Origin of the sequence: Pseudochrobactrum lubricantis, assembly GCF_041929865.1 — a bacterium.
GTDB classification, from domain to species: domain Bacteria; phylum Pseudomonadota; class Alphaproteobacteria; order Rhizobiales; family Rhizobiaceae; genus Pseudochrobactrum; species Pseudochrobactrum saccharolyticum.
Window position 1 is genome coordinate 291,550 of record NZ_JBHEEE010000005.1, and the last position, 21,189, is coordinate 312,738.

The 21,189-nt window shown below is 53.0% G+C and carries 19 protein-coding genes and 1 riboswitch; of the genes, 13 read left to right on the forward strand and 6 right to left on the reverse strand.

The window, feature by feature from the left end; genetic code table 11:
- Positions 1–343: 343 nt before the first annotated feature.
- Entirely contained in the window at positions 344–1,894 is a 1,551-nt protein-coding gene (locus JNC80_RS12625) for an acetolactate synthase large subunit (RefSeq protein WP_376710546.1), read from the forward strand.
- Between the two features lie 147 nt (positions 1,895–2,041).
- Here JNC80_RS12625 and JNC80_RS12630 read toward each other — a convergent pair whose 3' ends face one another.
- Positions 2,042–3,016, reverse strand: coding sequence for an SRPBCC family protein (locus JNC80_RS12630; RefSeq protein ID WP_225688714.1), 975 nt, complete (start codon positions 3,014–3,016; stop codon positions 2,042–2,044).
- Positions 3,017–3,094: 78 nt separating this feature from the next.
- Positions 3,095–3,193: riboswitch (TPP riboswitch) on the forward strand.
- Between the two features lie 66 nt (positions 3,194–3,259).
- Between JNC80_RS12630 and JNC80_RS12635 the strand changes: the two genes are divergently transcribed.
- Both JNC80_RS12635 and JNC80_RS12640 read left to right on the forward strand, forming a co-directional pair.
- Positions 3,260–4,039 (forward strand): 3-oxoacyl-ACP reductase, encoded by a 780-nt coding sequence (locus tag JNC80_RS12635; RefSeq protein WP_376710547.1) that lies wholly within the window; start codon positions 3,260–3,262, stop codon positions 4,037–4,039.
- Entirely contained in the window at positions 4,039–5,328 is a 1,290-nt protein-coding gene (locus JNC80_RS12640; RefSeq protein WP_376710548.1) for an LLM class flavin-dependent oxidoreductase, read from the forward strand. Before JNC80_RS12635 ends, JNC80_RS12640 begins: the two co-directional genes overlap by 1 nt.
- 125 nt (positions 5,329–5,453) lie before the next feature.
- On the opposite strand, the gene JNC80_RS12645 is transcribed toward JNC80_RS12640, so the two are convergent.
- The 3 genes from JNC80_RS12645 to JNC80_RS12655 are packed head-to-tail and all read right to left on the reverse strand — an operon-like array spanning position 5,454 to position 6,761.
- Complete coding sequence (locus JNC80_RS12645; protein ID WP_225688719.1) at positions 5,454–6,053, reverse strand: ATP-dependent Clp protease proteolytic subunit; 600 nt, start codon at positions 6,051–6,053, stop codon at positions 5,454–5,456.
- Between the two features lie 40 nt (positions 6,054–6,093).
- Positions 6,094–6,450, reverse strand: a complete 357-nt coding sequence (locus JNC80_RS12650; protein ID WP_376710549.1) for an SRPBCC family protein — start codon at positions 6,448–6,450, stop codon at positions 6,094–6,096.
- Positions 6,447–6,761 (reverse strand): ArsR/SmtB family transcription factor, encoded by a 315-nt coding sequence (locus JNC80_RS12655; RefSeq protein WP_376710550.1) that lies wholly within the window; start codon positions 6,759–6,761, stop codon positions 6,447–6,449. The genes JNC80_RS12650 and JNC80_RS12655 overlap by 4 nt, the downstream gene beginning before the upstream one ends.
- 157 nt (positions 6,762–6,918) lie before the next feature.
- On the opposite strand from JNC80_RS12655, the gene JNC80_RS12660 reads away from it, so the two are divergent.
- The 10 genes from JNC80_RS12660 (at position 6,919) to JNC80_RS12705 (ending at position 18,269) form a co-directional block, all read left to right on the forward strand.
- A complete protein-coding gene (locus JNC80_RS12660; RefSeq protein WP_022712023.1) occupies positions 6,919–7,425 on the forward strand; it encodes a putative pterin-binding protein in 507 nt (168 codons plus the stop codon).
- A gap of 8 nt (positions 7,426–7,433) precedes the next feature.
- Positions 7,434–9,365 (forward strand): putative bifunctional diguanylate cyclase/phosphodiesterase, encoded by a 1,932-nt coding sequence (locus tag JNC80_RS12665; protein WP_376710551.1) that lies wholly within the window; start codon positions 7,434–7,436, stop codon positions 9,363–9,365.
- Between the two features lie 140 nt (positions 9,366–9,505).
- On the forward strand, positions 9,506–10,219 hold the full coding sequence (locus JNC80_RS12670) for an FkbM family methyltransferase (protein ID WP_376710552.1): 714 nt from the start codon (positions 9,506–9,508) through the stop codon (positions 10,217–10,219).
- A 187-nt stretch (positions 10,220–10,406) separates the two neighbouring features.
- Complete coding sequence (locus JNC80_RS12675) at positions 10,407–11,483, forward strand: transporter substrate-binding protein (protein WP_376710553.1); 1,077 nt, start codon at positions 10,407–10,409, stop codon at positions 11,481–11,483.
- Positions 11,483–12,091 (forward strand): ANTAR domain-containing response regulator, encoded by a 609-nt coding sequence (locus tag JNC80_RS12680; protein ID WP_376710554.1) that lies wholly within the window; start codon positions 11,483–11,485, stop codon positions 12,089–12,091. The genes JNC80_RS12675 and JNC80_RS12680 overlap by 1 nt, the downstream gene beginning before the upstream one ends.
- A 34-nt stretch (positions 12,092–12,125) precedes the next feature.
- A complete protein-coding gene (locus JNC80_RS12685) occupies positions 12,126–12,965 on the forward strand; it encodes an ABC transporter permease (protein ID WP_238481542.1) in 840 nt (279 codons plus the stop codon).
- Positions 12,965–13,885, forward strand: a complete 921-nt coding sequence (locus tag JNC80_RS12690) for an ABC transporter permease (protein WP_022712029.1) — start codon at positions 12,965–12,967, stop codon at positions 13,883–13,885. The genes JNC80_RS12685 and JNC80_RS12690 overlap by 1 nt, the downstream gene beginning before the upstream one ends.
- A 23-nt stretch (positions 13,886–13,908) precedes the next feature.
- Positions 13,909–15,537 (forward strand): ABC transporter substrate-binding protein, encoded by a 1,629-nt coding sequence (locus JNC80_RS12695; RefSeq protein ID WP_376710555.1) that lies wholly within the window; start codon positions 13,909–13,911, stop codon positions 15,535–15,537.
- Positions 15,538–15,543: 6 nt separating this feature from the next.
- On the forward strand, positions 15,544–16,503 hold the full coding sequence (locus tag JNC80_RS12700; RefSeq protein ID WP_213600280.1) for an acetamidase/formamidase family protein: 960 nt from the start codon (positions 15,544–15,546) through the stop codon (positions 16,501–16,503).
- Complete coding sequence (locus JNC80_RS12705; protein ID WP_376710556.1) at positions 16,500–18,269, forward strand: ABC transporter ATP-binding protein; 1,770 nt, start codon at positions 16,500–16,502, stop codon at positions 18,267–18,269. Before JNC80_RS12700 ends, JNC80_RS12705 begins: the two co-directional genes overlap by 4 nt.
- A gap of 184 nt (positions 18,270–18,453) precedes the next feature.
- Here the strand turns inward: JNC80_RS12705 and JNC80_RS12710 are convergent, their stop codons facing one another.
- Both JNC80_RS12710 and JNC80_RS12715 read right to left on the reverse strand, forming a co-directional pair.
- Positions 18,454–20,307 carry an ABC transporter ATP-binding protein gene (locus JNC80_RS12710; protein WP_376710557.1) on the reverse strand — a complete coding sequence of 618 codons (1,854 nt, stop codon included), beginning with the start codon at positions 20,305–20,307 and terminating at the stop codon, positions 18,454–18,456.
- A 15-nt stretch (positions 20,308–20,322) separates the two neighbouring features.
- Entirely contained in the window at positions 20,323–21,177 is an 855-nt protein-coding gene (locus tag JNC80_RS12715; protein ID WP_376710558.1) for a sulfite exporter TauE/SafE family protein, read from the reverse strand.
- Positions 21,178–21,189: the final 12 nt, after the last annotated feature.

A 21,189-nucleotide genomic window follows, 5' to 3' on the forward strand; every position in this document is an offset into this window, starting at 1 on the left:
CTAAAGTATTAGACGGACAGATAAAATGTAAAATAGAGGCTCTGTTTCGCAGGTGATTTTTTATGAAGTCGCCATATTGTGCAACCAAAAATTTGTGATTGGCCTGCCTGCATTTAAAAATATGTCATATTGAATTTTAAATAACTGATTTTATTAAATTTATTGAAACATGATGCTTGTGCATAAAATTATTCCGAAACACTGATAGGCAAATGGAATAGTTTTGCGCAAAGCTTGCGACATGAGCGCAAAGCCGGATATAGCTGTTGCGGCTCACAGTGATGGCGCATGGAGGAAACGCGTGATCTCTAGACTGTGAGAGCAAGCATAATGGGAGTGAGAAATGAACGGTGCTGATAGCCTTTGCGACACCCTGCTGGCGCATGGGATCGATGTCTGTTTTGCCAATCCGGGCACATCAGAAATGCATTTTGTGGCTGCGCTGGATCGCAAGCCGCAGATGCGCTGCGTGCTGGGTCTGTTTGAAGGCGTGGTAACGGGTGCTGCCGACGGCTATGGCCGTATGGCGGATAAACCGGCAGCAACTTTGCTGCATCTGGGTTCCGGTCTTGGTAATGGCGTTGCCAATCTGCACAACGCGAAACGTGCAAAAACGCCGATTGTGAATATTGTCGGCGATCATGCAACCTATCATCTGAAATATGATGCACCGCTGACCAGTGATATTGAATCGCTGGCGCGTCCGGTTTCCGGCTGGGTGAAAACGTCTAAATCAGCAGATGATATTTCTGCAGATACCGCTGAAGCCTATGCCGCTGCCTGCAATGCACCGGGACAGGTGGCAACGCTGATCCTGCCTGCCAATACCGCATGGACTGAAGCACCGCAGCAGATTGTGCAACCTTTGAGCCGTCCCGAACGTCGTAAAGTTGATGCAGAGGCCGTGCGAGAAGCAGCTCAGGCACTGCGCAATGGTAAGCGCACCCTCATCCTCCTCGGTAATCTTGCACTGCGTGCCAATGCGCTGGAAATCGCCAGTCGTATTGCGCAAGTGTCCGGTGCGCGCATTCAGGCACAGCAATCCAATGGCCGTATTGAGCGCGGTGCAGGGCGCGTTGCTGTTAATCGTGTGCTTTATCGTGTGGATGATGCACTGGCCGATCTGGCCGACATCGAACAGGTTGTGCTGCTGGGCGCGAAAATTCCGGTCGCCTTCTTCGCCTATCCGGGCAAACCAAGCACTTTCCTGCCGGAAGGTTGCGCCGTGGTCGATTATGCCGGTGAAGCCGACGACCAGCTCTATGCATTGCAGGCGCTGGCCGATGAAATGAACATTCCGGCATCTGTCACGCCATTGCTCAATCAGCGTGGCGAGAAGGTCATGCCGACCGGCACACTCGATGATGATAAAATCAGCACGATTGTTGCGTCACTCCTGCCGGAAAATGCGATTATCGTTGATGAATCCATTACATCCGGTCGGGAAATGTTCGGGCTGACGCATAATTCAGCGCCGCATGATTTTCTGCAGTTGACCGGTGGTGCAATCGGTATCGGTCTGCCGCTGGCAACCGGTGCGGCTGTAGCCTGTCCTGATCGTCAGGTGGTGGCTTTGCAGGCCGATGGCAGCGGTATGTATACGATGCAGGCACTGTGGACTCATGCCCGCGAAAACCTGAATATCATCACCATCATTTTCGCCAATCAGCGTTATGCGATCCTGCATGGTGAATTGCAGAATGTTGGTGCCGGTGCACCGGGACGCAATGCGCAGCGCATGTTCGATCTGGTCGAGCCGACGATTGACTGGGTAAGCCTTGCCAAAGGTGTTGGTGTTGAAGGCGCACGCGCCACAACGGCTGAACAATTTGCTGATTTGTTTGCCACAGCATGCAAACGCAAAGGCCCGTTCCTGATCGAAGCGATGATCTGAAATTATAGCATTTCCAGCAAAAGTGCGTAGCGCCTACGCGGGGAAATCAGTTCGCCGGACTGATTTCTATTCCCGCTTCGATGCATTGGATAATGCGTAAAAACAAATAATTTAAAGTGGCGGCGGGTTTATAATCCGCCGCAATTCTCATGCTTGAACTGCGCTTTCCGAACGTTCCTTAATGACATTCAGCACAATGGAATGGAAATCATTGAGGAAAATCTGTCCCCACCAATCGCAGTAAATATTGATCGGCGTTGCAATTCGGTATTGGGTTTTCAGTGTCAGACGCGTGCGGTTTTCATCAATCGGCTCCAGCAGATATTCACCATAATCCAGGCCCAGATAGTCACTATTGACGCTGATATGCGCTTCAACAGCTTTCGGGATTGAGGTGTCGCTGAAACGGAAATCCCAGCGCAGATAGCGGTTTTCCTGCCAGCCGGTAATAACTTCTTCAAAATTAACACCTTTGCCCCATTTCAAATGACGCACGGCTCCCACACCGGAGCCGGTAATCCGCGCATCTTCGGGCTTCGGCACACCGACAATGCTGTGGCTGAAAGTCATGCCCAGTTCATCGGGGCGGATGTCGGGAATTTCCAGCGTATTGTTCCAGATCACATCAGCAGGGGCATTGATCTCAATGACGGTTGTGACCGAACTGAAATGATCCTGATATTCAATCTGATTTTCCAGCGGCAGAGCGAGAAAAGGCAGGGCAATCACAAATGTGACACTGCGTTTAGCCTGATAATTACGTAAGAGCCGCATGGTAACATAAACACCAAGCGCTGTGCCTGCGAAAAGAAACGGCGCGGCCATGGCCACACAGATACCGGCCTCACCGAAGATAATCATCGAGATGAGGATAAAGCCCAACATGCAGAGCATGGCGGTTTTCATATGCTTGCGAATACTGCCTGTGCCTTGCGGGTCAATCTGAATAATCAGCAGGCTGGTAATCGCCATCGGCATCAGGATCAGGCCGGTGATAAAGGCCATGCCGCTGCCTTCGCGTATCAACCATATGAGGATGTATAGCAGCACCGCATAGAGCGTTGTTGCAATGATACTGAGCCAGAACCGGTCGGATGAAGGGGCAGTGTTATTTTCAGACATAGGGTTTCTTATCCGGCTTGATCCGTCAGAACAACCACGGAGGCTTGTCCGCAGTGATTAAACTTGCTAGAGCATTGCGTGAATGACACGGGGTGTCCTGTTTTACAGGGCTGAGATTTTAAACCCGTTGAACCTGATCCAGCTCATACTGGCGAAGGGATGTCTGTGTGCCCGGCCGTATTTTATGCGGTGTAAGCCCTTATTCCCTTGGCCGTCCGTATTCTTTTAGACGAGGGAATTTATATGTCTGATCCAGTTAATCTGCCACTTCACCAGCAGCTCGTTCTTGTCACCGGCGGCGCGCGCGGTCTGGGGCGCGATCTTGTTAAAGCCTTTCTGCGCGAGGGCGCGCGTGTTGTGATTAATTATCACACCAGTGTGGATGCGGCAGCGGAACTGGCTGCTCTGGCACCGGAAAAGACACTGGCGGTACAGGCCGACGTGACCGATGTTACTGCCGTGCAGGCACTGTTTGCCAAAGCTCAACAGCATTTTGGCGTGCCGGTGACAACTGTCGTCAATAATGCTTTGCCGGCTTTCAGTTTCAACGGTGATGCCCGCGCCCATGCGGATGTGATCAGCTGGGAACAGATGAACCAGCAGATGGAAGGCATTGTGCGCGGTGCACTCAATACCACGCAGGCCGCTCTGGCTGGCATGGAGCAGGCCGGTTTCGGCCGTATCATCAATATAGGCACCAACCTGTTTCAAAATCCGGTTGTGCCGTACCATGATTATACAGCGGCTAAAGCCGCTCTGCTGTCACTGACCCGCACACTTGCGCAGGATCTGGGTGAGAAGAATATCACCGTCAATATGTTGTCCGGCGGTTTGCTGCGCACGACTGATGCGTCTGCTGCAACACCGGAGGCAGTGTTTGATTATATCGCCTCTGCCACGCCGTTGCGCCGTGTAACCACGCCTGCGGAATTTGCCGATACGGCTCTGTTTTTTGCCTCGCCATGGGCGCGTTCCGTGACCGGACAAAATCTGGTTGTGGACGGCGGTTTGGTGAAAAACTGATGCGGGAAATGCACCTCAATCTGTTTATCTTCGGTTGCGGACATCACCGTGCTGCATGGCGGCATCCGCAATCGGCGGTCGAACAGCTTAGTGATATCAGCTATTACACAAATCTGGCGCAGATTGCCGAGCGCGGTAAATTTGATGCGATTTTCTTCGCCGACTGGCATGCGATTGATAATATTGCGGACGGGCCGCGCAGCTATTTTGACCCGCTGACTTTGTTGGCAGCATTGGCAGGCGTAACCGAGAAAATCGGTCTTATCAGCACGGTTTCCAGCACTTTCACCACACCGTTTCATGCGGCGCGTATGCTGGCTTCGCTGGATCATCTGTCGAAAGGGCGCATCGGCTGGAATGTGGTGACCTCCATGTTTGACAGCGAAGCGCGTAATCATGGCTATGATGCCATGCCGCCGCATGAATGGCGCTATGGCCGTGCGGCAGAATTTATCGAAGCGGTGCAGAAATTATGGGATTCATGGGATGCGGATACGATTACCAGTGACCGCTCCGGTGATTATGCGCGCAAGGATGGTTTGCGCGCTATCCACCACAAAGGCGAGCATTTTACCACGCAGGGGCCGCTGACCATTCCGCGCCCGCCGCAGGGGCATCCGGTTCTGTTTCAGGCCGGTGCATCGGATCAGGGCAGAGCATTGGCAGCGGAAAAAGCCGAGGCGATTTATGCCGTGGCTTATGATCTGCCAGCCGCACAAGATTACTATCGCGATATTCAGCGTCGTGCAAAACTGGCAGGGCGGGAGGCAGGTATACCGGTGATGCCGGGTCTGGTGACCTATGTGGCTTCCACGCAGACAGAGGCGAAAGCTAAGCAGCGGGAACTCGACGAATTACTGCCGACAGGAGATTCCCTTCGCCAGCTTGGGGTGTTTATCGGGCAGGATTGTTCCGGTTGGGAACTGGATGCGCCGGTGCCAGCTTTGCCGCCGCTGGAGGACTTCACGGGGCCGAAAGGGCGCTATGCAACAATCCTGCGGATTATTGAAACGGAACAGCCGACATTACGGCAATTGCTCGGGCGTTTGGCGGCAGGCGGGGGGCATTGCACGATTGTGGGCACTCCTGAGGGAATTGCTGACCAGATGGAATTGTGGTGGCGCAATGAAGGGGCAGACGGTTTCAACCTGATGCCGCCGTCATTGCCTTCCTCGATTGAGGACTTTGTCGAGCAGGTGGTACCGGTTCTGCAAAAACGCGGCTTGTTCCGCACAGATTATCAGAAAGATACACTGCGTGGGCATCTGTCTTTACCGCTCAAGCACTAGAGCGATTTACGTTTATGTTGGATCATAGCGTTCGCTCTAGATTCCTTAGTCTGTCGCATTATCACGGGCGTCAAGTTGATCCAGCTTGACTGTGAAATGCTCTGGTTTCTCATAAAGGCAGCCGGTCAGAGTGACCGGCTGTCGAGAATTTTATCAATCAGGCCCCATTCCAGTGCTTCCTGCGCATCCATAAAACGGTCGCGGTCCAGAGTTTGTTCAACCTCTTCATAGCTGCGGCCACAATGTCTGGCGTAGAATTCAATGACGCGATGTTTGGTTTTGCGCATCTCTTCGGCCTGAATGAAGATATCGGATGCCTGCCCCTGAAAACCGCCAAGCGGCTGATGCACATGCAGACTGGCATTGGGTAATGCTGCACGAAATCCCGGTTCTCCGGCCATCAGCAGAAATGAGCCCATGGAACGGGCGGTTCCCATGCATAATGTGTGCACCGGCGCGTGAATATAATGCATGGTGTCGTAAATGGCCAAGCCACTGGTGATCGCCCCGCCGGGGGAATTGATATAAAGGCTGACCGGTTTGTTCGGGTTTTCCGCTTCCAGAAACAGCAATTGTGCGCAGACCAGAGCGGCCACAGTATCATTGACCTCGCCATTGAGGAAAATGATCCGCTCGCGCAGCAGGCGGGAGTAAATGTCGAAAGAGCGTTCCCCTTTTGCTGACTGTTCAACAACCATAGGGACGAGTTGCATCATCTCGCGCATCGGCAAGCTCCGTTTTAGAAGATTATAAGGCTGTTATATTTTACGCGGCACGCATGACAGACTGCATATTGGTATTGGCTGCCTGTGGTTTGAGACGCAGGCGCGCATCATCAAGCTCATGAATAATCGTGAGACTGGTGCCGCCATTGTCATTGGCGGCAATCTGAAAAGTGACGACACTTTCAAGATATGGTGGTTCCGTTTCCCGCATTCTGTAAGAGGCTTGTTGCTGCGGAATAATGGCAGACGGTTCTGTCTCACTCAGACCGGCGTCCGGCAGCCAGTCTGCCCGCAGTTCAGGAATGCTGATCGCACGCCAGACTTTTTGCGGGCTGACATCCAGATCATATTCAAAGACAAGACGGACTGCGTTTTCTGTATGCTCTTCCTGTGTCATTGATCCATATCCTTCAGCAGGGTTTTGAGGGCATCAACACGTGCAGGCCAGTAAGCGCGGTATTTTGCAAGCCATTGGGCGATGAGGGCAAGCCCCTCAGGATCGACTTCGTAATTCACAAAGCGTCCCTGCCGCTGTTCTCTGATCAGTTTAGCGCTGCGAAGAACCGCAAGATGCTGGGACATTGCCGGCTGGCTGATGTCCATACCTTCGCGCAGGGAGCTGGCATTCATACTGCCGGTTGCCAGTTTTTCAAAAACAGCGCGTCGTGTCGGATCGGCCAGAGCCTTGAAAATATCGTTTTCTGTCATGCCTAACAGATAAGCATAGACTTATGTGATTCGCAAGGACGCGTTAAAAATGAACGGCTAATTTACCTTAAAACAAATAGATTGGGATGTGCATATTTTCCCATGTACTGATTGATGGATTTCAATATATTATTCTAAATTATCAGGGAGAAATATAATGATCTTAAAGCGCTTGGTGATCTATCTGATTCTGACCTGTATGATGGTTTCCGGTGCAGCTGCCGGTTCACTCGCAAAGCCGGAAGGTAAGCCGATATTGGTGATATCCGGTGCGATTGAAAATAAGAACAACGGCGATACCGCAGAATTTGACCGCGACATGCTGGTGGCGATGGGGATGCAGGTCACAGAGACCGCTAACCCGTGGTATAACGGCCGAACCCGTTTTGAAGGCGTGTCTCTCGACAAGCTCATGGAAACGGTCGGTGCCAAGGGCACAACTGTTACAGCTGTGGCACTGAATGATTATGTGACGAAAATTCCGTTAGAAGACTTTAAGAAATTTAAGGTCATACTGGCCATGAAGCGTGACGGAAGTTTTATCACGGTCCGCGAGAAAGGGCCGCTTTTCATTATCTACCCGTATGACAGTGATCCGCAATTGCAAAGCCAGACTTACTACACACGCTCCGCGTGGCAGGTGGCGAAGCTCATAGTCGAATAGAGGCTTGTGTGAGACGCATACTCGGTATTGTTATTTGCTGTTTTGTATTGGCAACAGGCTACATAGCCTATGTCATTGCTGAGCGACAAACTGCACTGCAGAAGGTTGCCCGTTATAATGACTCCTGGGCTGTCAGCCAGATGGTGTCAGAATATTTGCGCCTTGAACAGCAACTTGCCGCTTATGCTCTCGGCTTGAAAAATGCGGATATTGACGAGATTTCGCTCCGGCTCGATATCATGATCAGCCGCATGGAATTTGTGCAGCAAGGTACCTTGCAGGAATTCGTCAATAAAGACCCATCCCGCTATCTGGTTATCCAAAATCTCCGCGCCGCGCTTAATAAGCTGGATCATCAGCTGGCGGAACTCACACCGGAACGGGCGAAAGAGCTTTTGCCGGAAATGAGCCAGCTGGTCGGGCCGCTGACTGGGCTGGCATCTTCTTCTGTTGAATATGATGTGAGTGTGATTGATGCCGCACAGCTTGAAGTGGGCAATCTCCATTATATTTATACTGCCCTTGCAGCAGGACTTATCCTCTGCGGTATCACCATGATTATCCTGCTGCTGCGCCAGAACAGTATGTTGAACCGTGCACACGGGCATATGCAGCGTCTGACAGAAGACCTGCGTGAAACATCGGGTGAATTGCAATCGCAGAATGACCGGCTTGAGCATTCAGCTCATCATGATGCGCTGACGGGCTTGCCGAACCGTGTTCTGTTCCGTCAGGATCTCAATGCGCGTATGAAGGATGCGAGGGAAGGCGGGCCGCCTGCCGTGGTCTTGTTGTTTGACCTTGACGGTTTCAAGGATGTGAATGACACGCTGGGGCATGATGTCGGGGATGTGCTTTTGCAGGCGGTTGCCAACCGTTTGGTTGAGTTCAGCCATAAAGATGAACTGATTTGCCGTCTGGGCGGTGATGAATTTGCGGTTTTATCAGCGGGCCTTTTTCCTGAAAAAGCCCTTGAATTTGCCCGCCATCTGATGCGCGTCATCAGCTCTCCCTATAATATCAATGACAGGGAAATTAAGATCGGCACCTGTATCGGTGTTGCTATTTCCTCGACCGAACCTGATGTGGAAGAGCTGTTCAAACATGCCGATCTTGCGCTCTATGAGGCCAAAGCGCTGGGTACCGGCCATGCCTGCATTTTCCAGCCGCATATGCAAACGCGGCTTGTCGAGAAAAAAGCCTTCGAGGCCGATCTTCGTGATGCGCTGAAAAACGGCGAGATGGAAGTTTTCTATCAGCCGCAGGCCGACACCTATACGCGTGAGATTTGCGGTTATGAGGCATTGCTGCGCTGGACACATCCGGTGCGCGGTGCTGTTCCGCCATCAGAATTTATTCCGGTTGCCGAGAAAACCGGCCTGATCCATGAGCTGGGAGACTGGGTTCTGCAACAGGCTTGTCAGGAGGCTGTCCGCTGGCGCAGACCGTTTAAAGTTGCCGTCAACCTGTCACCGGTACAGTTCATCACAAAAAATCTGATCCAGCGCGTCACGTCAATTTTGCGGGAAAGCGGACTCAATCCTGAGCGGCTGGAACTGGAAATTACAGAATCCGTTTTGCTCGACAAGAATGAGCAGACTTTGCATACGCTGCGGCAATTGAAAGCCGTTGGTATTCAGATTGCCATGGATGATTTTGGTACCGGCTATTCATCGCTGGGCAGCCTGAGCAGCTTCCCCTTTGATAAGATCAAAATTGACCGGTCTTTCATCCGTGATGTGACCACCAATCCTGATGCTCTGGCTATCGTGGAACTGGTGACAGGGATCGGTCAGAGCCTTGGTATGATTACGATTGCAGAAGGGATTGAAACCGAAGAAGAGCTGGAATGTCTGAAACGGGTCGGCTGCGATCAGGTTCAGGGTTATTTGTTCGGCCGTCCGGTTTCAGCTTCTGAGCTGGCGCATCTTCGCACATAATATAAGCAATATAATGCGTTAAAAAATATACTAAATTTCATATATATGTTATGTCCTGCCTATTCTTTCAGAAGAGCGCATGGGCAGCCTGTTTGTGCTCCTGAAATGTCGCAAATTTCAAGCGCCAAAGGAGCACAGGCGTGGACACTGTCACATTGCACGGTATTAAGATCCCTTTCGCCCCTGATGAAGTTTCGCCTGTTATCTGGCAGGCAATTATCAGCGGGCGTTATGAGGCTAAAGAAGCCAAATGGGTTTTTAAAGCGGTGAAACGCGGCGACCGTGTTCTGGAGCTCGGTTCCGGTATCGGTGTGATCACCTCTCTGATGGCCACGATCCCCGATGTGCGGATTTGGGCTTTTGAAGCCAATCCTTCAACCGCAGCACTTGCACAGCGTGTGCTGGATACAAATACTGCGGGCAATGTGTTGCTGACGCAGGGTATTCTCGCTGCAGGTGAACCGGCCGATCACCGTTTTTATGTCCGCAAAGATCTCTGGATGTCTTCAATGGACAAGGAGCAGGGGCCTTATGAGCATGAAATTTCGCTGGCCTCAGCCAATATTGATAATTTTATAGCTGCGCATGATATCAATGTGCTGGTGATGGATATTGAAGGTGCCGAGCGCGATCTGCTGCAAAAAGCGGATCTGAGCGGCATTGAACGTATTTTTCTTGAGCTTCATGATCATCTCTACGGTCTGGCCGGTATCCGCGATATAACACAGGCGCTGGCGGAAAAAGGTTATGCTTATGATCCGCGCGGGTCTTACGGCCCGTGCGTTCTATTCGCCAAGGACGAAACTGTGCGTGAATATGAGGATGATATAGCTGAACATCACATGGGACTGTAAATAATTAAAGCGACATTTTTGTCGCTTTTAGCGCAATTAAATTTCTCTTTGTGCTCCTATTCATTATACATCTTGCAAAGCGCGAAAATCTTATATTAAATGCCATTCAATAAATGGCATCCAAGCCCCGTTTCGGCCTCTCCAGAGTGGTGAGGTTCGATGCGGGGTTTTTTCTTTTCGGGGTAAGATGAAACGCATTGTTGAAATCGGCCTTTTGCAGTCACAGAGCGGAAACTATTCCGCTATTTCGCGCGCCAGCCGTGCCGGTGTTTTGCAGGGCGTTGATGAAGTGAATGCGGACAATGCGCTGGATGTCGCCTTTCATGTGATCGAGCGTGACCCTGAGGGAAGGGTGGATCGTTATGCGCCGCTCTGCCGCGAGATTTTGCAAAACTCTCAGGTACGTCATATTTTTGGTTGTGTAACTTCCGCTTCCCGAAAAGAGGTTATTCCCGAGCTTGAGCGTTTCGATGGCGTGTTGTGGTATCCGCTGCCTTATGAGGGTTTTGAAGCCTCGGAACGTGTGGCCTATATGCATTCATGTCCCAATCAGCATTTGCTGCCATTGCTGGACTGGGCGCTGCCTGTCTTAGGCAAGCGGGCTTATTTTGTCGGCTCGAATTATATCTGGGGCTGGGAAATGGCGCGGATTGCCCGTGAGCAAATTGCTTATGCGGGCGGTACAGTTCTCGGCGACCGTTATCTGGCAATCGGCGATACGGAGCTCGATCATATTATCCATGATATCCGCGCGCTGAAGCCGGATTTTATTTTGAATTCTCTGGTCGGTGACAGTTCCTATGCGTTTTTGCAGCGGCTGGCCGGTCTGAAAGCTGAATTTGGTTCTGAGAACAGTCCGGCAGTTTTGTCCTGCAATTTTACAGAGTGCGAAATCGCTCCTGCCAATGGTGCGGCCGCAGGCCTTATCTCGGCGGGGCCGTGGTTTGAGCCTGAAAATGGTCAGGGCGGCTCATTGCTGGAAATGTCGCGGCAAGCCGTGCATGAGCTGGCAAATTTGTTGCATAATCGTCCGCATGCGGAAAAACTGTCTTTATCGGAATTGTTGCTGGCTGCATTGCAGCATGGCTATCAGCCAAGGCTTGACCCGACAAATCTTCATGCCGCGCAGCCGGTAGTCATTGCCCGTCTCGAAGGCAATCAGTTCAAAGAAATCAAACGCCTGCCGCAAATGCGGGCAGATCCTTATCTCACGCATCATGTCCAGCGCCCGCAAAGCACAGGATTTCTGAAGGTGGTGTCATAATGCGGATCAGAACGGAAAATCTCGGCGGGGCCGTAGCGTGGATACTCCATCGTCCGCATCCGTCCGTTCAGGGTCTGATCCGGCAATTAAGTGTTATCGGGCTGAATGTGCGGGAGGCATGGCCGGAACTGCCGGCTGAAGCCCTCAACGCTGATTTTATATTCTACGATGCCGATAGCGGCCATAATGAGCAGTTTCCATGGCGTGCAGGCGGCTCGCCTATGCCGATGATTGCGCTTATCGGTTCGGAAGTTCCGGGGCGGTTAAAATGGGCGATGGATATGGGCGCTCATGCGCAATTGCTCAAGCCTGTCAGCGACAAAGGCGTCTATGCGGCACTGCTGGTGGCACGCAGTAATTTCGATCAGGCGAAAGCATCACAAGCTCTGATTACGGATCTGGAAAACCGGCTGTCCGCCCGCCAGACCATTGTGCAGGCTGTGATGATCTCCATGATGAAGGGTAAAACCGAAGCCGAGGCCTATGATCTGCTGCGGCAGGTTGCCATGGCCTGGCAGGTTACAATCGAGACTGCGGCCGAACGCATTGTCGCCAATCATTCTGCAGAGAGGGGCGCCAATGATGGCAGACGCATCGACCTCGCCTGAACCGTTTACGGCACCAAAACGCGGCTCATCCATTATGCGGCGCTTGTTGCAGCGCAAGCTGGCACTGCTCGGGCTGATCATCATTCTGATCTGTGTCGGCGGCGCGGTTTTCGCCAAATGGATTGCGCCATTTGATCCCAATGAGCAGTTTTTTGACGGGCTGACGATTGAAGGCGCGCCGATGCCGCCGGGAGAGCAGTTCTGGTTCGGCACGGATTTGCTTGGCCGCGATCTGTTTTCGCGTCTGCTTTATGGTGCGCAGACATCTCTGGTGATCGGGGTTGTGGCCAATGGTGCAGCCCTGCTGATCGGCACGCTGATCGGTGTGACAGCGGGCTATTTTCGCGGCATTACCGGTGCGGTGCTGATGCGCTTTACCGATCTGATGATGGCTTTTCCAGCACTGCTGTTGGCGATCTGTCTGGCGGCGATTTTCTCGCCGTCACTCTGGATTGTGGCGATGGTGATTGCCTTTGTGAATTGGGTGCAGACGGCACGGGTGATCTATACGCAAACCTCGTCTCTGGCCGAGCGTGATTATATCGCTGCGGAAAAAACACTGGGTGCAGGCCATGGCCGTATTCTGTTCCGGCATATTTTGCCGCATCTGATCCCGACACTGATTGTCTGGGGAACGCTCGGCATTTCCACGACTGTGTTGCTGGAGGCAACTCTGTCCTATCTGGGCGTCGGTGTGCAGCCGCCGACACCATCATGGGGTAATATTATTTTCGAAAACCAGACCTATTTTCAGTCCGCGCCCTGGTTGGTGTTCATTCCGGGTGCCGCGATCCTGTTGCTGGCGCTTGCCTTTAATCTCGTGGGGGATGCGCTGCGCGATATTCTCGACCCGACACAACAGGGGCGTGACTGATGCTTGCCTATATTCTCCGACGTTTGATCCAGTCCGCGCTGATCCTGCTTGGTGTTTCTTTCATCACCTTTGTGCTGCTCTATGTGCTGCCTGCCGACCCCGTACGGCAGATTGCAGGACGTTCAGCCACAGCGGAAACCGTTGCCAGTATCCGGCAACAGCTCGGGCTGGATCAGCCTTTTATCGTGCAATATGGCGATTATCTCTGGAACCTGCTCAACGGGAATCTCGGTCGTTCTTACTTGCAGAAAACGGAAGTAACCGACCTCATCCTGTCACGTCTGCCCGCTACTTTGCAACTGCTGGTGGCGGCGATTATCTGCGAATTGCTGATCGGCCTGCCGCTTGGAATTGTTGCAGCGCTCAATCGCGGCAAGCTGCTTGATAATGCGCTGATGCTGACCAGTTTCATGACCGTTTCAGCACCGCAATTTGTGGTGGCTCTGCTGTTGTTATTTGTTTTCGCGGTCACACTCGGCTGGTTCCCGATTGGCGGCTATGGCAGTTTCTCGCATATTGTGTTGCCCGCGCTGACCCTCGGTATTCTCGGCTCCGGCTGGTATTCGCGCATTGTGCGCTCGTCCATGATTGATGTGCTGCGTGCCGATTTTATCCGCACTGCCCGTGCCAAAGGGCTTGGCCGCAGCCGCGTTATTTTCGGCCATGCTCTGCCCAATGCCATTCTGCCGATTATTGCAATGATCGGCATCGATATCGGCATGTTCATGTCGGGCATTGTCGTGGTGGAAAGTGTTTTCGGCTGGCCCGGCATCGGACAGCTGGCATGGCAGGCCATTCAGCGTGTCGATATTCCGATCATCATGGGTGTAACGCTCGTCTCTGCCTGCGGCATTGTGCTGGGCAATCTCATCGCCGATCTGATCTCCCCGCTTATCGATCCGCGCATCAAGCTACGTTAATTATTCTAAACAGGAGTGAGGCAATGAAGAAACTATTCCTTTCAACCGCTCTGGCGACTGCTCTGACGGGTCTGGTGGCAATGCAGGCGATGTCTCCGGCACAGGCGCAAGAGCCGAAATCCGGCGGCAATATGATCGTGACCTATAAGGATGATGTGGCAACACTCGATCCGGCGATCGGCTATGACTGGCAGAACTGGTCGATGATTAAATCGGTCTTTGACGGCTTGATGGATTATAAGCCGGGCACCACGGAATTGCGTCCGGGTCTGGCCGAAAGCTATGAGATTTCAGAAGACGGCAAGACCTATACATTCAAACTGCGTAAAGGCGTGAAATTCCACAACGGCCGTGAATTCACCGCAGATGATGTGCTCTACTCCCTGAACCGTGTTGTTAATCCGGCAACCCAGTCCCCGGGGCAGGGCTTCTTCTCGATGATCGAAGGCTATGATGATGCCGCTGCCGGTAAAGCCGCGACACTTTCCGGTGTCAGTGCCACGGATGCCAATACGGTTGTGATTAAGCTTTCACGTCCGGATGCAACTTTCCTGCACATTATGGCGCTGAATTTCTCTTTCATCGTACCGAAGGAAGCTGTGGAGGCTGCGGGCGCGGATTTTGGTAAAAAACCTGTCGGCACCGGTGCTTTCAAGCTGACTGAATGGACACTCGGCCAGCGTCTTGTTTTTGAGAAAAATGCTGATTACTGGATTTCCGGCGTTCCTTATCTCGACCGTTTCACCGTGGAAGTCGGGCAGGAGCCGGTTGTAGCCCTGCTGCGCGCGCAGAAAGGCGAAATTGACATTCCGGGCGACGGCATTCCGCCGGCAAAATTTGTCGAAGTGATGAAAGATCCTGAACAGTCCAAGAATGTTGTCGAAGGCGGCCAGCTCCACACCGGTTATGTCACGATGAATGTGACCAAAGCACCTTTTGACAAGGTGGAAGTGCGCCGCGCCGTCAATATGGCGATCAATAAAGACCGTATCATTCAGGTGATTAACGGCCGTGCGGTGCCTGCCACCCAGCCGCTTCCACCGTCAATGCCGGGTTACACAAAAGACTATAAAGGCTATGTCTATGATCAGGCCGCGGCCAAGAAACTGCTGGCCGATGCAGGCTATGCGGATGGTTTCGAGACTGAACTCTATGTCATGAACACCGATCCGAACCCACGTATTGCGCAGGCAATCCAGCAGGATCTGAAAGCAATCGGCATCAAGGCCGGTATTAAATCGCTGGCGCAGGCCAATGTGATTGAAGCAGGCGGTGCGGGCAATGCTCCGATGATCTGGTCCGGCGGTATGGCATGGATTGCCGATTTCCCTGATCCGGCGAATTTCTACGGCCCGATCCTTGGTTGTGCCGGTGCGGTAGAGGGCGGCTGGAACTGGTCGAAATATTGCAGTGAAGATCTCGACAAGAAAGCTGCGGAGGCAGATTCCATTGTCGATCCTGCAAAGGCTGATGAGCGTCTGGCCAAATGGTCGGAAATCTACACCAAGGTGATGGAAGATGCGCCATGGGCACCGGTTTTCAACGAGCAGCGCTTCACGCTGAAGTCAGCGCGTATGGGCGGTGACGATGCGCTTTATGTTGATCCGGTGTCGATACCGGTCAATTACGATTACGTGTATATCAAGGAGTAAGCAGGCATGTGCAAGCACTGCAACCACACGATTCACGCCCGTCAGCATCATTTCGGCTGGGATAACAGCTTTGCGCCTGTTCTGACTGCCGCTCCGGGTGAAACGATCCTGTTTCAGTGCCTTGACAGTTCAGGGGGCCAGCTTGGCCCCCGGTCCACTGTTGAGGATGTTCAGGCGCTGGATTTTGGTCAGATTAATCCTGTTTCGGGCCCGATCTTTGTCGACGGCGCAAAAGCGGGTGATGTGCTGAAGGTGACGATTGAAAGCTTCACGCCGCAGCTGCGGGACGGTGCAGGTTTCGGCTGGACAGCGAATATTCCGGGCTTCGGCCTGCTGACTGACCAGTTTCCTGATCCTGCTTTGCATGTGTGGAAATTTGATGCCACCAGCATGGAGCCTGCCTTGTTCGGTAAGAACGGTCGCGTACCGCTCAAGCCTTTTGCAGGGACAATCGGCAATGCACTGGCGGAAAAAGGTCATCACAGCGTGGTGCCGCCACGCCGTGTTGGGGGTAATCTTGATATCCGGGATCTGGCCGCGGGCACGACACTCTATCTGCCGGTTGAAGTGGATGGTGCATTATTCTCGGTCGGCGACACTCATGCCGCACAGGGCGACGGAGAAGTCTGCGGTACGGCTATCGAAAGTCCGTTCGATGTTGTGCTGACGCTTGACCTCATCAAAAATCAGCCGCTGAAAACCCCGCGCTTCACCACGCCGGGGCCTGTAACCCGTCATCTCGATGCCAAGGGTTATGAAGTCACCACAGGTATTGGCCCTGATCTCTGGGCTGCCGCACGTGATGCCGTGGCCAATATGGTCGATCTTCTGGCCACCACACAGAAGATGGATCCGGTTGATGCTTATATGCTGGTTTCGACCTGCGGTGATCTGCGTATCTCCGAGATCGTGGATATGCCGAATGTTGTCGTCAGCTTCTACTTTCCGAGGGCAGTATTCGAATGAGTGTAGCGATGCTTTCTCCCGTTGCTGATCCTGCGGCTGATATTGTTTTGTCGGTACGGGATTTGCAGGTTTCCGCCCGTACTGAAGACGGGTTGATGCCGCTTGTTCAGGGGCTCAGTTTCGATCTGCATCGGGGTGAGACTCTGGCAATTGCGGGGGAAAGCGGTTCAGGCAAGTCGATCACCTCGCTTGCCTGTATGGGGCTGCTGCCACAGCCTCAGGTACGGGTAACCGGCGGCTCCATTCACTTCGGTGATCTGGAACTGACCGGTCTGCCTGAAAAGAAAATGCAGCAAGTACGCGGTGCGCGTATTGCCATGATCTTTCAGGAGCCGATGACGGCGCTTAATCCGGTGATGACTATCGGACGCCAGCTGACAGAAGCAATCCGTGCGCATGAACCGCTCTCAGTTGCGCAAGCGCGTGCCCGTGCACTGGAAGCTGTCCGCGCGGTGCGACTGTCGCAGCCGGAGAAACGGCTGGAACAATATCCGCACGAATTATCCGGCGGTATGCGCCAGCGTGTGATGATTGCCATGGCTATTGCGCTGCGACCGGCTTTGCTGATTGCTGATGAGCCGACCACAGCACTTGATGTGACGGTTCAGCGGGAAGTGCTGGATCTGCTGCGTGATTTGCAGAAGGAACTGGGCACAGCGGTTATTCTGATTACCCATGATATGGGCGTGGTCGCGGAAATGGCCGACCGCGTTATTGTTATGCGCAAAGGGAAAATGGTTGAAACCGCAAGCACGGTTGATCTGTTTGATACGCCCAAAGAACAATATACCAAGGATTTGCTGGCGGCGGTGCCGCGTATCGGTGCCGGTGCCAAACGCCCTCTGCATGAGGGGCGTGAGGTTCTGGTGCGCTATGATGATGTATCGGTAAAATTTGCAATTAGGCAAGGCCTGCTCGGGCGCGTGGCAGCCAATGTTCATGCGGTTGAACATGTGTCGCTGGATATTTATCGCGGGGAAACGCTGTCTCTGGTCGGTGAATCCGGTTGCGGTAAATCCACTATGGCCAAAGCACTGGTCGGACTTGTGCAGCATAGCGGCCGGATTGATGTCGGCGGGCAGGCTTTGAGCGAACTCGATTATAAAGGGCGCAAAGCCATGCGCCGCGAGTTGCAGATCGTGTTTCAGGATCCGATGGCGGCGCTTGATGCGCGGATGACAATAGGTGAGCTTATTCGCGAACCTCTGGTTATTCATAATATTGGCACAGCTGCGGAACAAAAAGCGCGGGTCTGCGAATTATTGGAGCGCGTGGAGCTTTCCGCTGCAGTCTATGACCGTTATCCGCATCAGTTCTCCGGCGGGCAGCGCCAGCGCATCTGTATTGCCCGTGCGCTGGCACTGAAACCGAAACTCATTGTTTGTGATGAAAGTGTTGCTGCACTTGATGTGTCTATTCAAGCAAGAGTTCTGGAATTGCTGCGTGATCTGCAGAAAGAAACCGGCGTTACCTATTTATTTATCAGTCACGATATGGCGGTTGTTGAGAATATTTCCGACCGTGTGGCGGTGATGTATCTGGGGCAGATTGTGGAAATGGGAACACGCGCGCAGCTGTTCAGCAATCCGCAGCATCCCTATACAAAGCGTCTGCTCTCTGCGGTGCCGGTACCTGATCCGCGCCGTCAGCGTGGTGAAAGCCTGCGGCTCACCGGTGAAATTCCAAGCCCTGTCTGGAAAGCCGGTCAGCAGCCTGAGCGCGTGAAACTCGTGGATATCGGCGGGGGACATCTCGTCGCCGGCTAGAGCATTTCACAGTCAAGTTGGATCAACTTGACTTCTTGATTATGTCAAGTTGGATCAACTTGACGCCCGTGATAATGCGACCAAATAAACAATCCAGAGCGAGCACTATGATCCAATCTGGACGTAAACCGCTCTAGCATGTGTTCTTTCAGATCAACATGCTAGCCGGACTATTTATTTTTTACTAGATTGCTTTACGCAATTCCCATTCATCGCCCCATTGCTGAACAAAATGGCCGGAGCTGACTTCCTGCATAATCCGCACCGGTGGCTGATAATCAACCGGACGCACAGGGCTTTTCAGCTCGCCGACATGGAGTTTTGCCTTGGTGCCGCGCGTTGCAGGATCAGGCACCGGTACGGCTGAGAGCAGGCGCTTGGTATAGGGATGCTGCGGATTTCCGAAGATATCCGCACGGCTGCCGATTTCGACAATCTCGCCTAAATACATCACGGCCACACGATGGCTGATACGCTCAACCACAGCCATATCATGGGAAATAAACAGGAAGGCCAGACCAAGCTTTTCCTGCAATTCCAGCATCAGATTGACGACCTGCGCCTTGATGGAAACATCGAGTGCGGACACGGCCTCATCAGCAATAATCAATTGCGGATCGAGTGCCAATGTACGGGCAATACAGATGCGCTGGCGCTGCCCGCCGGAAAATTCGTGCGGATAGCGGTCATAAGTTGCGGGATTAATACCGACCTGTTCCAGCAGTTCACGGGCTTTTTGCCGTGCCTGCGCAGCACCGGCAATGCTATGCACAATCATCGGTTCTGCAACCGCTTCACCGATTTTCATGCGCGGGTTCAGACTTGCAAACGGGTCCTGAAAGATCAGCTGTATCTGGCGGCGTGTGTCACGGAACTCCGCCTGACTGATGTTGAGAATATCGCGGCCATTCAGCAGGACTTCGCCGGATGTCGGCTCAGTAAGCCGGATAATTGCACGGCCGGTGGTGGATTTTCCGCAACCGGATTCCCCCACCAGAGACAGCGTTTCACCCGCCGCAATCGAGAAGGATACATTCTCAACCGCATGAACCCGTCCGGCAGGTTTACGGAAAAGACCGTTTGGCAGGTCAAAATATTTGCGCAGATTGCGCACTTCAAGCACGGTTTGCGTCTGAGCAGTTTTGCTGTCTGTGATGGTATCAGGTTCTGAGACAGGCTGTTCAACCGGCAGGCCGGTTGTGCGGTCGATTTCAGGAAATTTCAGCGGTGCATTTTCACCCTTCATCGAGCCGAGTTTCGGCACGGCAGACAGCAGAGCACGGGTATAAGGATGTTCCGGCTGTGCAAAAATAACCTCTGTATTGCCGCTTTCAACAATATTGCCATGCAGCATCACGATGGTACGGTCGGCAATCTCTGCCACCACGCCCATATCATGGGTGATGAAGAGCACGGCCATGCCTTCTTCTTTTTGCAGGTCTTTGATGAGATCAAGAATCTGCGCCTGAATGGTCACATCCAATGCGGTCGTCGGCTCGTCAGCAATCAGCAATTTCGGCTTGCAGGCGAGTGCCATGGCAATCATCACACGCTGACGCATGCCGCCGGACAGACGGTGCGGATAATCTTTCGCCCGTGTGGCGGCAGATGGTATCCGTACACGCTCCATCAGATGCACAGCCTCGGTTTCAGCCTGTTCACGGCTCATACCGCGATGGGTCATCAGCACTTCGGCAAGCTGGAAACCGATGGTCAGGCTCGGATTGAGCGAGGTCATCGGTTCCTGAAAAATCATTGCGATTTCATTGCCGCGAATATGACGGATTGCGCTGTCATTCATCTGCGTCAGCGAGGTATCGTTAAAACGGATCGTACCTTCAATCCGGCTATTGAGCGGCGGCAGCAAACGCATCAGGGAAAGCGCGGTAACACTTTTGCCGGAGCCGGACTCTCCGACAATAGCAAGCGTCTCGCCGGCTTTAATCTCAAAGGAAATACCATGCACGACCGGTGCCCAGTGGCCTCCGGTAGAGAAAGAGATTTTCAGATCTTTTACAGAAAGAAGTGTTTCTTGCATGACTCGATCTTTCTATCAATAAATGACGCTTATCAAAAAACGCAGGCAGATCAGCAGCAGGAAGACGCCGAAAGCGACTTCCAGTTTCCGTTTTGAAAGACTATGCGCCAGCTTTACGCCGACAGGGGCTGCGAGAATACTTGTCGGTATAACGAGGAAAAATCCGAGCAGGGAGACATAGCCGAGTGCAAGCGGCGGCTGCAAAGCGGCAACATCCGGAAATTGGGCGGCACGCGGCCAGCCTGCATAAATATAGCCGAGCGCACCCGGTATTGAAATCAGGATGCCCAAGCCCGAAGATGTGGCAACAGCCTGATGGATAGGCCGGTTATAAAAGGTCATGAACAGGTTGGAGAGCTGTCCGCCGCCGATCCCCATCAGTGAGGACAATACGCCGATAATCAACCCGCAAAACCGGATGGCCAGTTTGCCCGGCAACTGATCGGCGAGTTTCCAGCTGTCTTTGCCGAACAGCAGCCGGATTGCCGAAACACCGGCAACCACGATGAAGACGAATTTAAACAGCTCCGCCGGTGCATAACGGGCAATCACACTCCCTGCAATCACACCCGCAACGACCGGTACAGCCCATGCTTTCAGCAGACTTGTATCCACGGCTCCGCGTGCCAGATGGGCGCGGTAAGAACGGATGGATGTCGGAATGATGATGGCAAGCGATGTGCCGATACTCAGCGGCATCAGCACATCTTCCGGCACACCCAGATAGCGGAACAGCTCATACAGCACCGGAACCGCCACAGTACCGCCGCCGACACCGAACAGACCTGCGAGCAGGCCGGTGATACCACCGGCAATCAGCATGCTCAGGGCAAGCCACAGCAGCTCCTGAAATTCAATACCCATTATCACTGCATCAATTCC

What these genes read in the sequence shown, in the direction of transcription:
- JNC80_RS12625 (WP_376710546.1), top strand. Translation starts at nt 344, where the DNA reads ATGAACGGTGCTGATAGCCTTTGCGACACCCTGCTGGCGCATGGGATC.
- JNC80_RS12630 (WP_225688714.1), bottom strand. Translation starts at nt 3,016, where the DNA reads ATGTCTGAAAATAACACTGCCCCTTCATCCGACCGGTTCTGGCTCAGT.
- JNC80_RS12635 (WP_376710547.1), top strand. Translation starts at nt 3,260, where the DNA reads ATGTCTGATCCAGTTAATCTGCCACTTCACCAGCAGCTCGTTCTTGTC.
- JNC80_RS12640 (WP_376710548.1), top strand. Translation starts at nt 4,039, where the DNA reads ATGCGGGAAATGCACCTCAATCTGTTTATCTTCGGTTGCGGACATCAC.
- JNC80_RS12645 (WP_225688719.1), bottom strand. Translation starts at nt 6,053, where the DNA reads ATGCGCGAGATGATGCAACTCGTCCCTATGGTTGTTGAACAGTCAGCA.
- JNC80_RS12650 (WP_376710549.1), bottom strand. Translation starts at nt 6,450, where the DNA reads ATGACACAGGAAGAGCATACAGAAAACGCAGTCCGTCTTGTCTTTGAA.
- JNC80_RS12655 (WP_376710550.1), bottom strand. Translation starts at nt 6,761, where the DNA reads ATGACAGAAAACGATATTTTCAAGGCTCTGGCCGATCCGACACGACGC.
- JNC80_RS12660 (WP_022712023.1), top strand. Translation starts at nt 6,919, where the DNA reads ATGATCTTAAAGCGCTTGGTGATCTATCTGATTCTGACCTGTATGATG.
- JNC80_RS12675 (WP_376710553.1), top strand. Translation starts at nt 10,407, where the DNA reads ATGAAACGCATTGTTGAAATCGGCCTTTTGCAGTCACAGAGCGGAAAC.
- JNC80_RS12680 (WP_376710554.1), top strand. Translation starts at nt 11,483, where the DNA reads ATGCGGATCAGAACGGAAAATCTCGGCGGGGCCGTAGCGTGGATACTC.
- JNC80_RS12685 (WP_238481542.1), top strand. Translation starts at nt 12,126, where the DNA reads ATGCGGCGCTTGTTGCAGCGCAAGCTGGCACTGCTCGGGCTGATCATC.
- JNC80_RS12690 (WP_022712029.1), top strand. Translation starts at nt 12,965, where the DNA reads ATGCTTGCCTATATTCTCCGACGTTTGATCCAGTCCGCGCTGATCCTG.
- JNC80_RS12695 (WP_376710555.1), top strand. Translation starts at nt 13,909, where the DNA reads ATGAAGAAACTATTCCTTTCAACCGCTCTGGCGACTGCTCTGACGGGT.
- JNC80_RS12700 (WP_213600280.1), top strand. Translation starts at nt 15,544, where the DNA reads ATGTGCAAGCACTGCAACCACACGATTCACGCCCGTCAGCATCATTTC.
- JNC80_RS12705 (WP_376710556.1), top strand. Translation starts at nt 16,500, where the DNA reads ATGAGTGTAGCGATGCTTTCTCCCGTTGCTGATCCTGCGGCTGATATT.
- JNC80_RS12710 (WP_376710557.1), bottom strand. Translation starts at nt 20,307, where the DNA reads ATGCAAGAAACACTTCTTTCTGTAAAAGATCTGAAAATCTCTTTCTCT.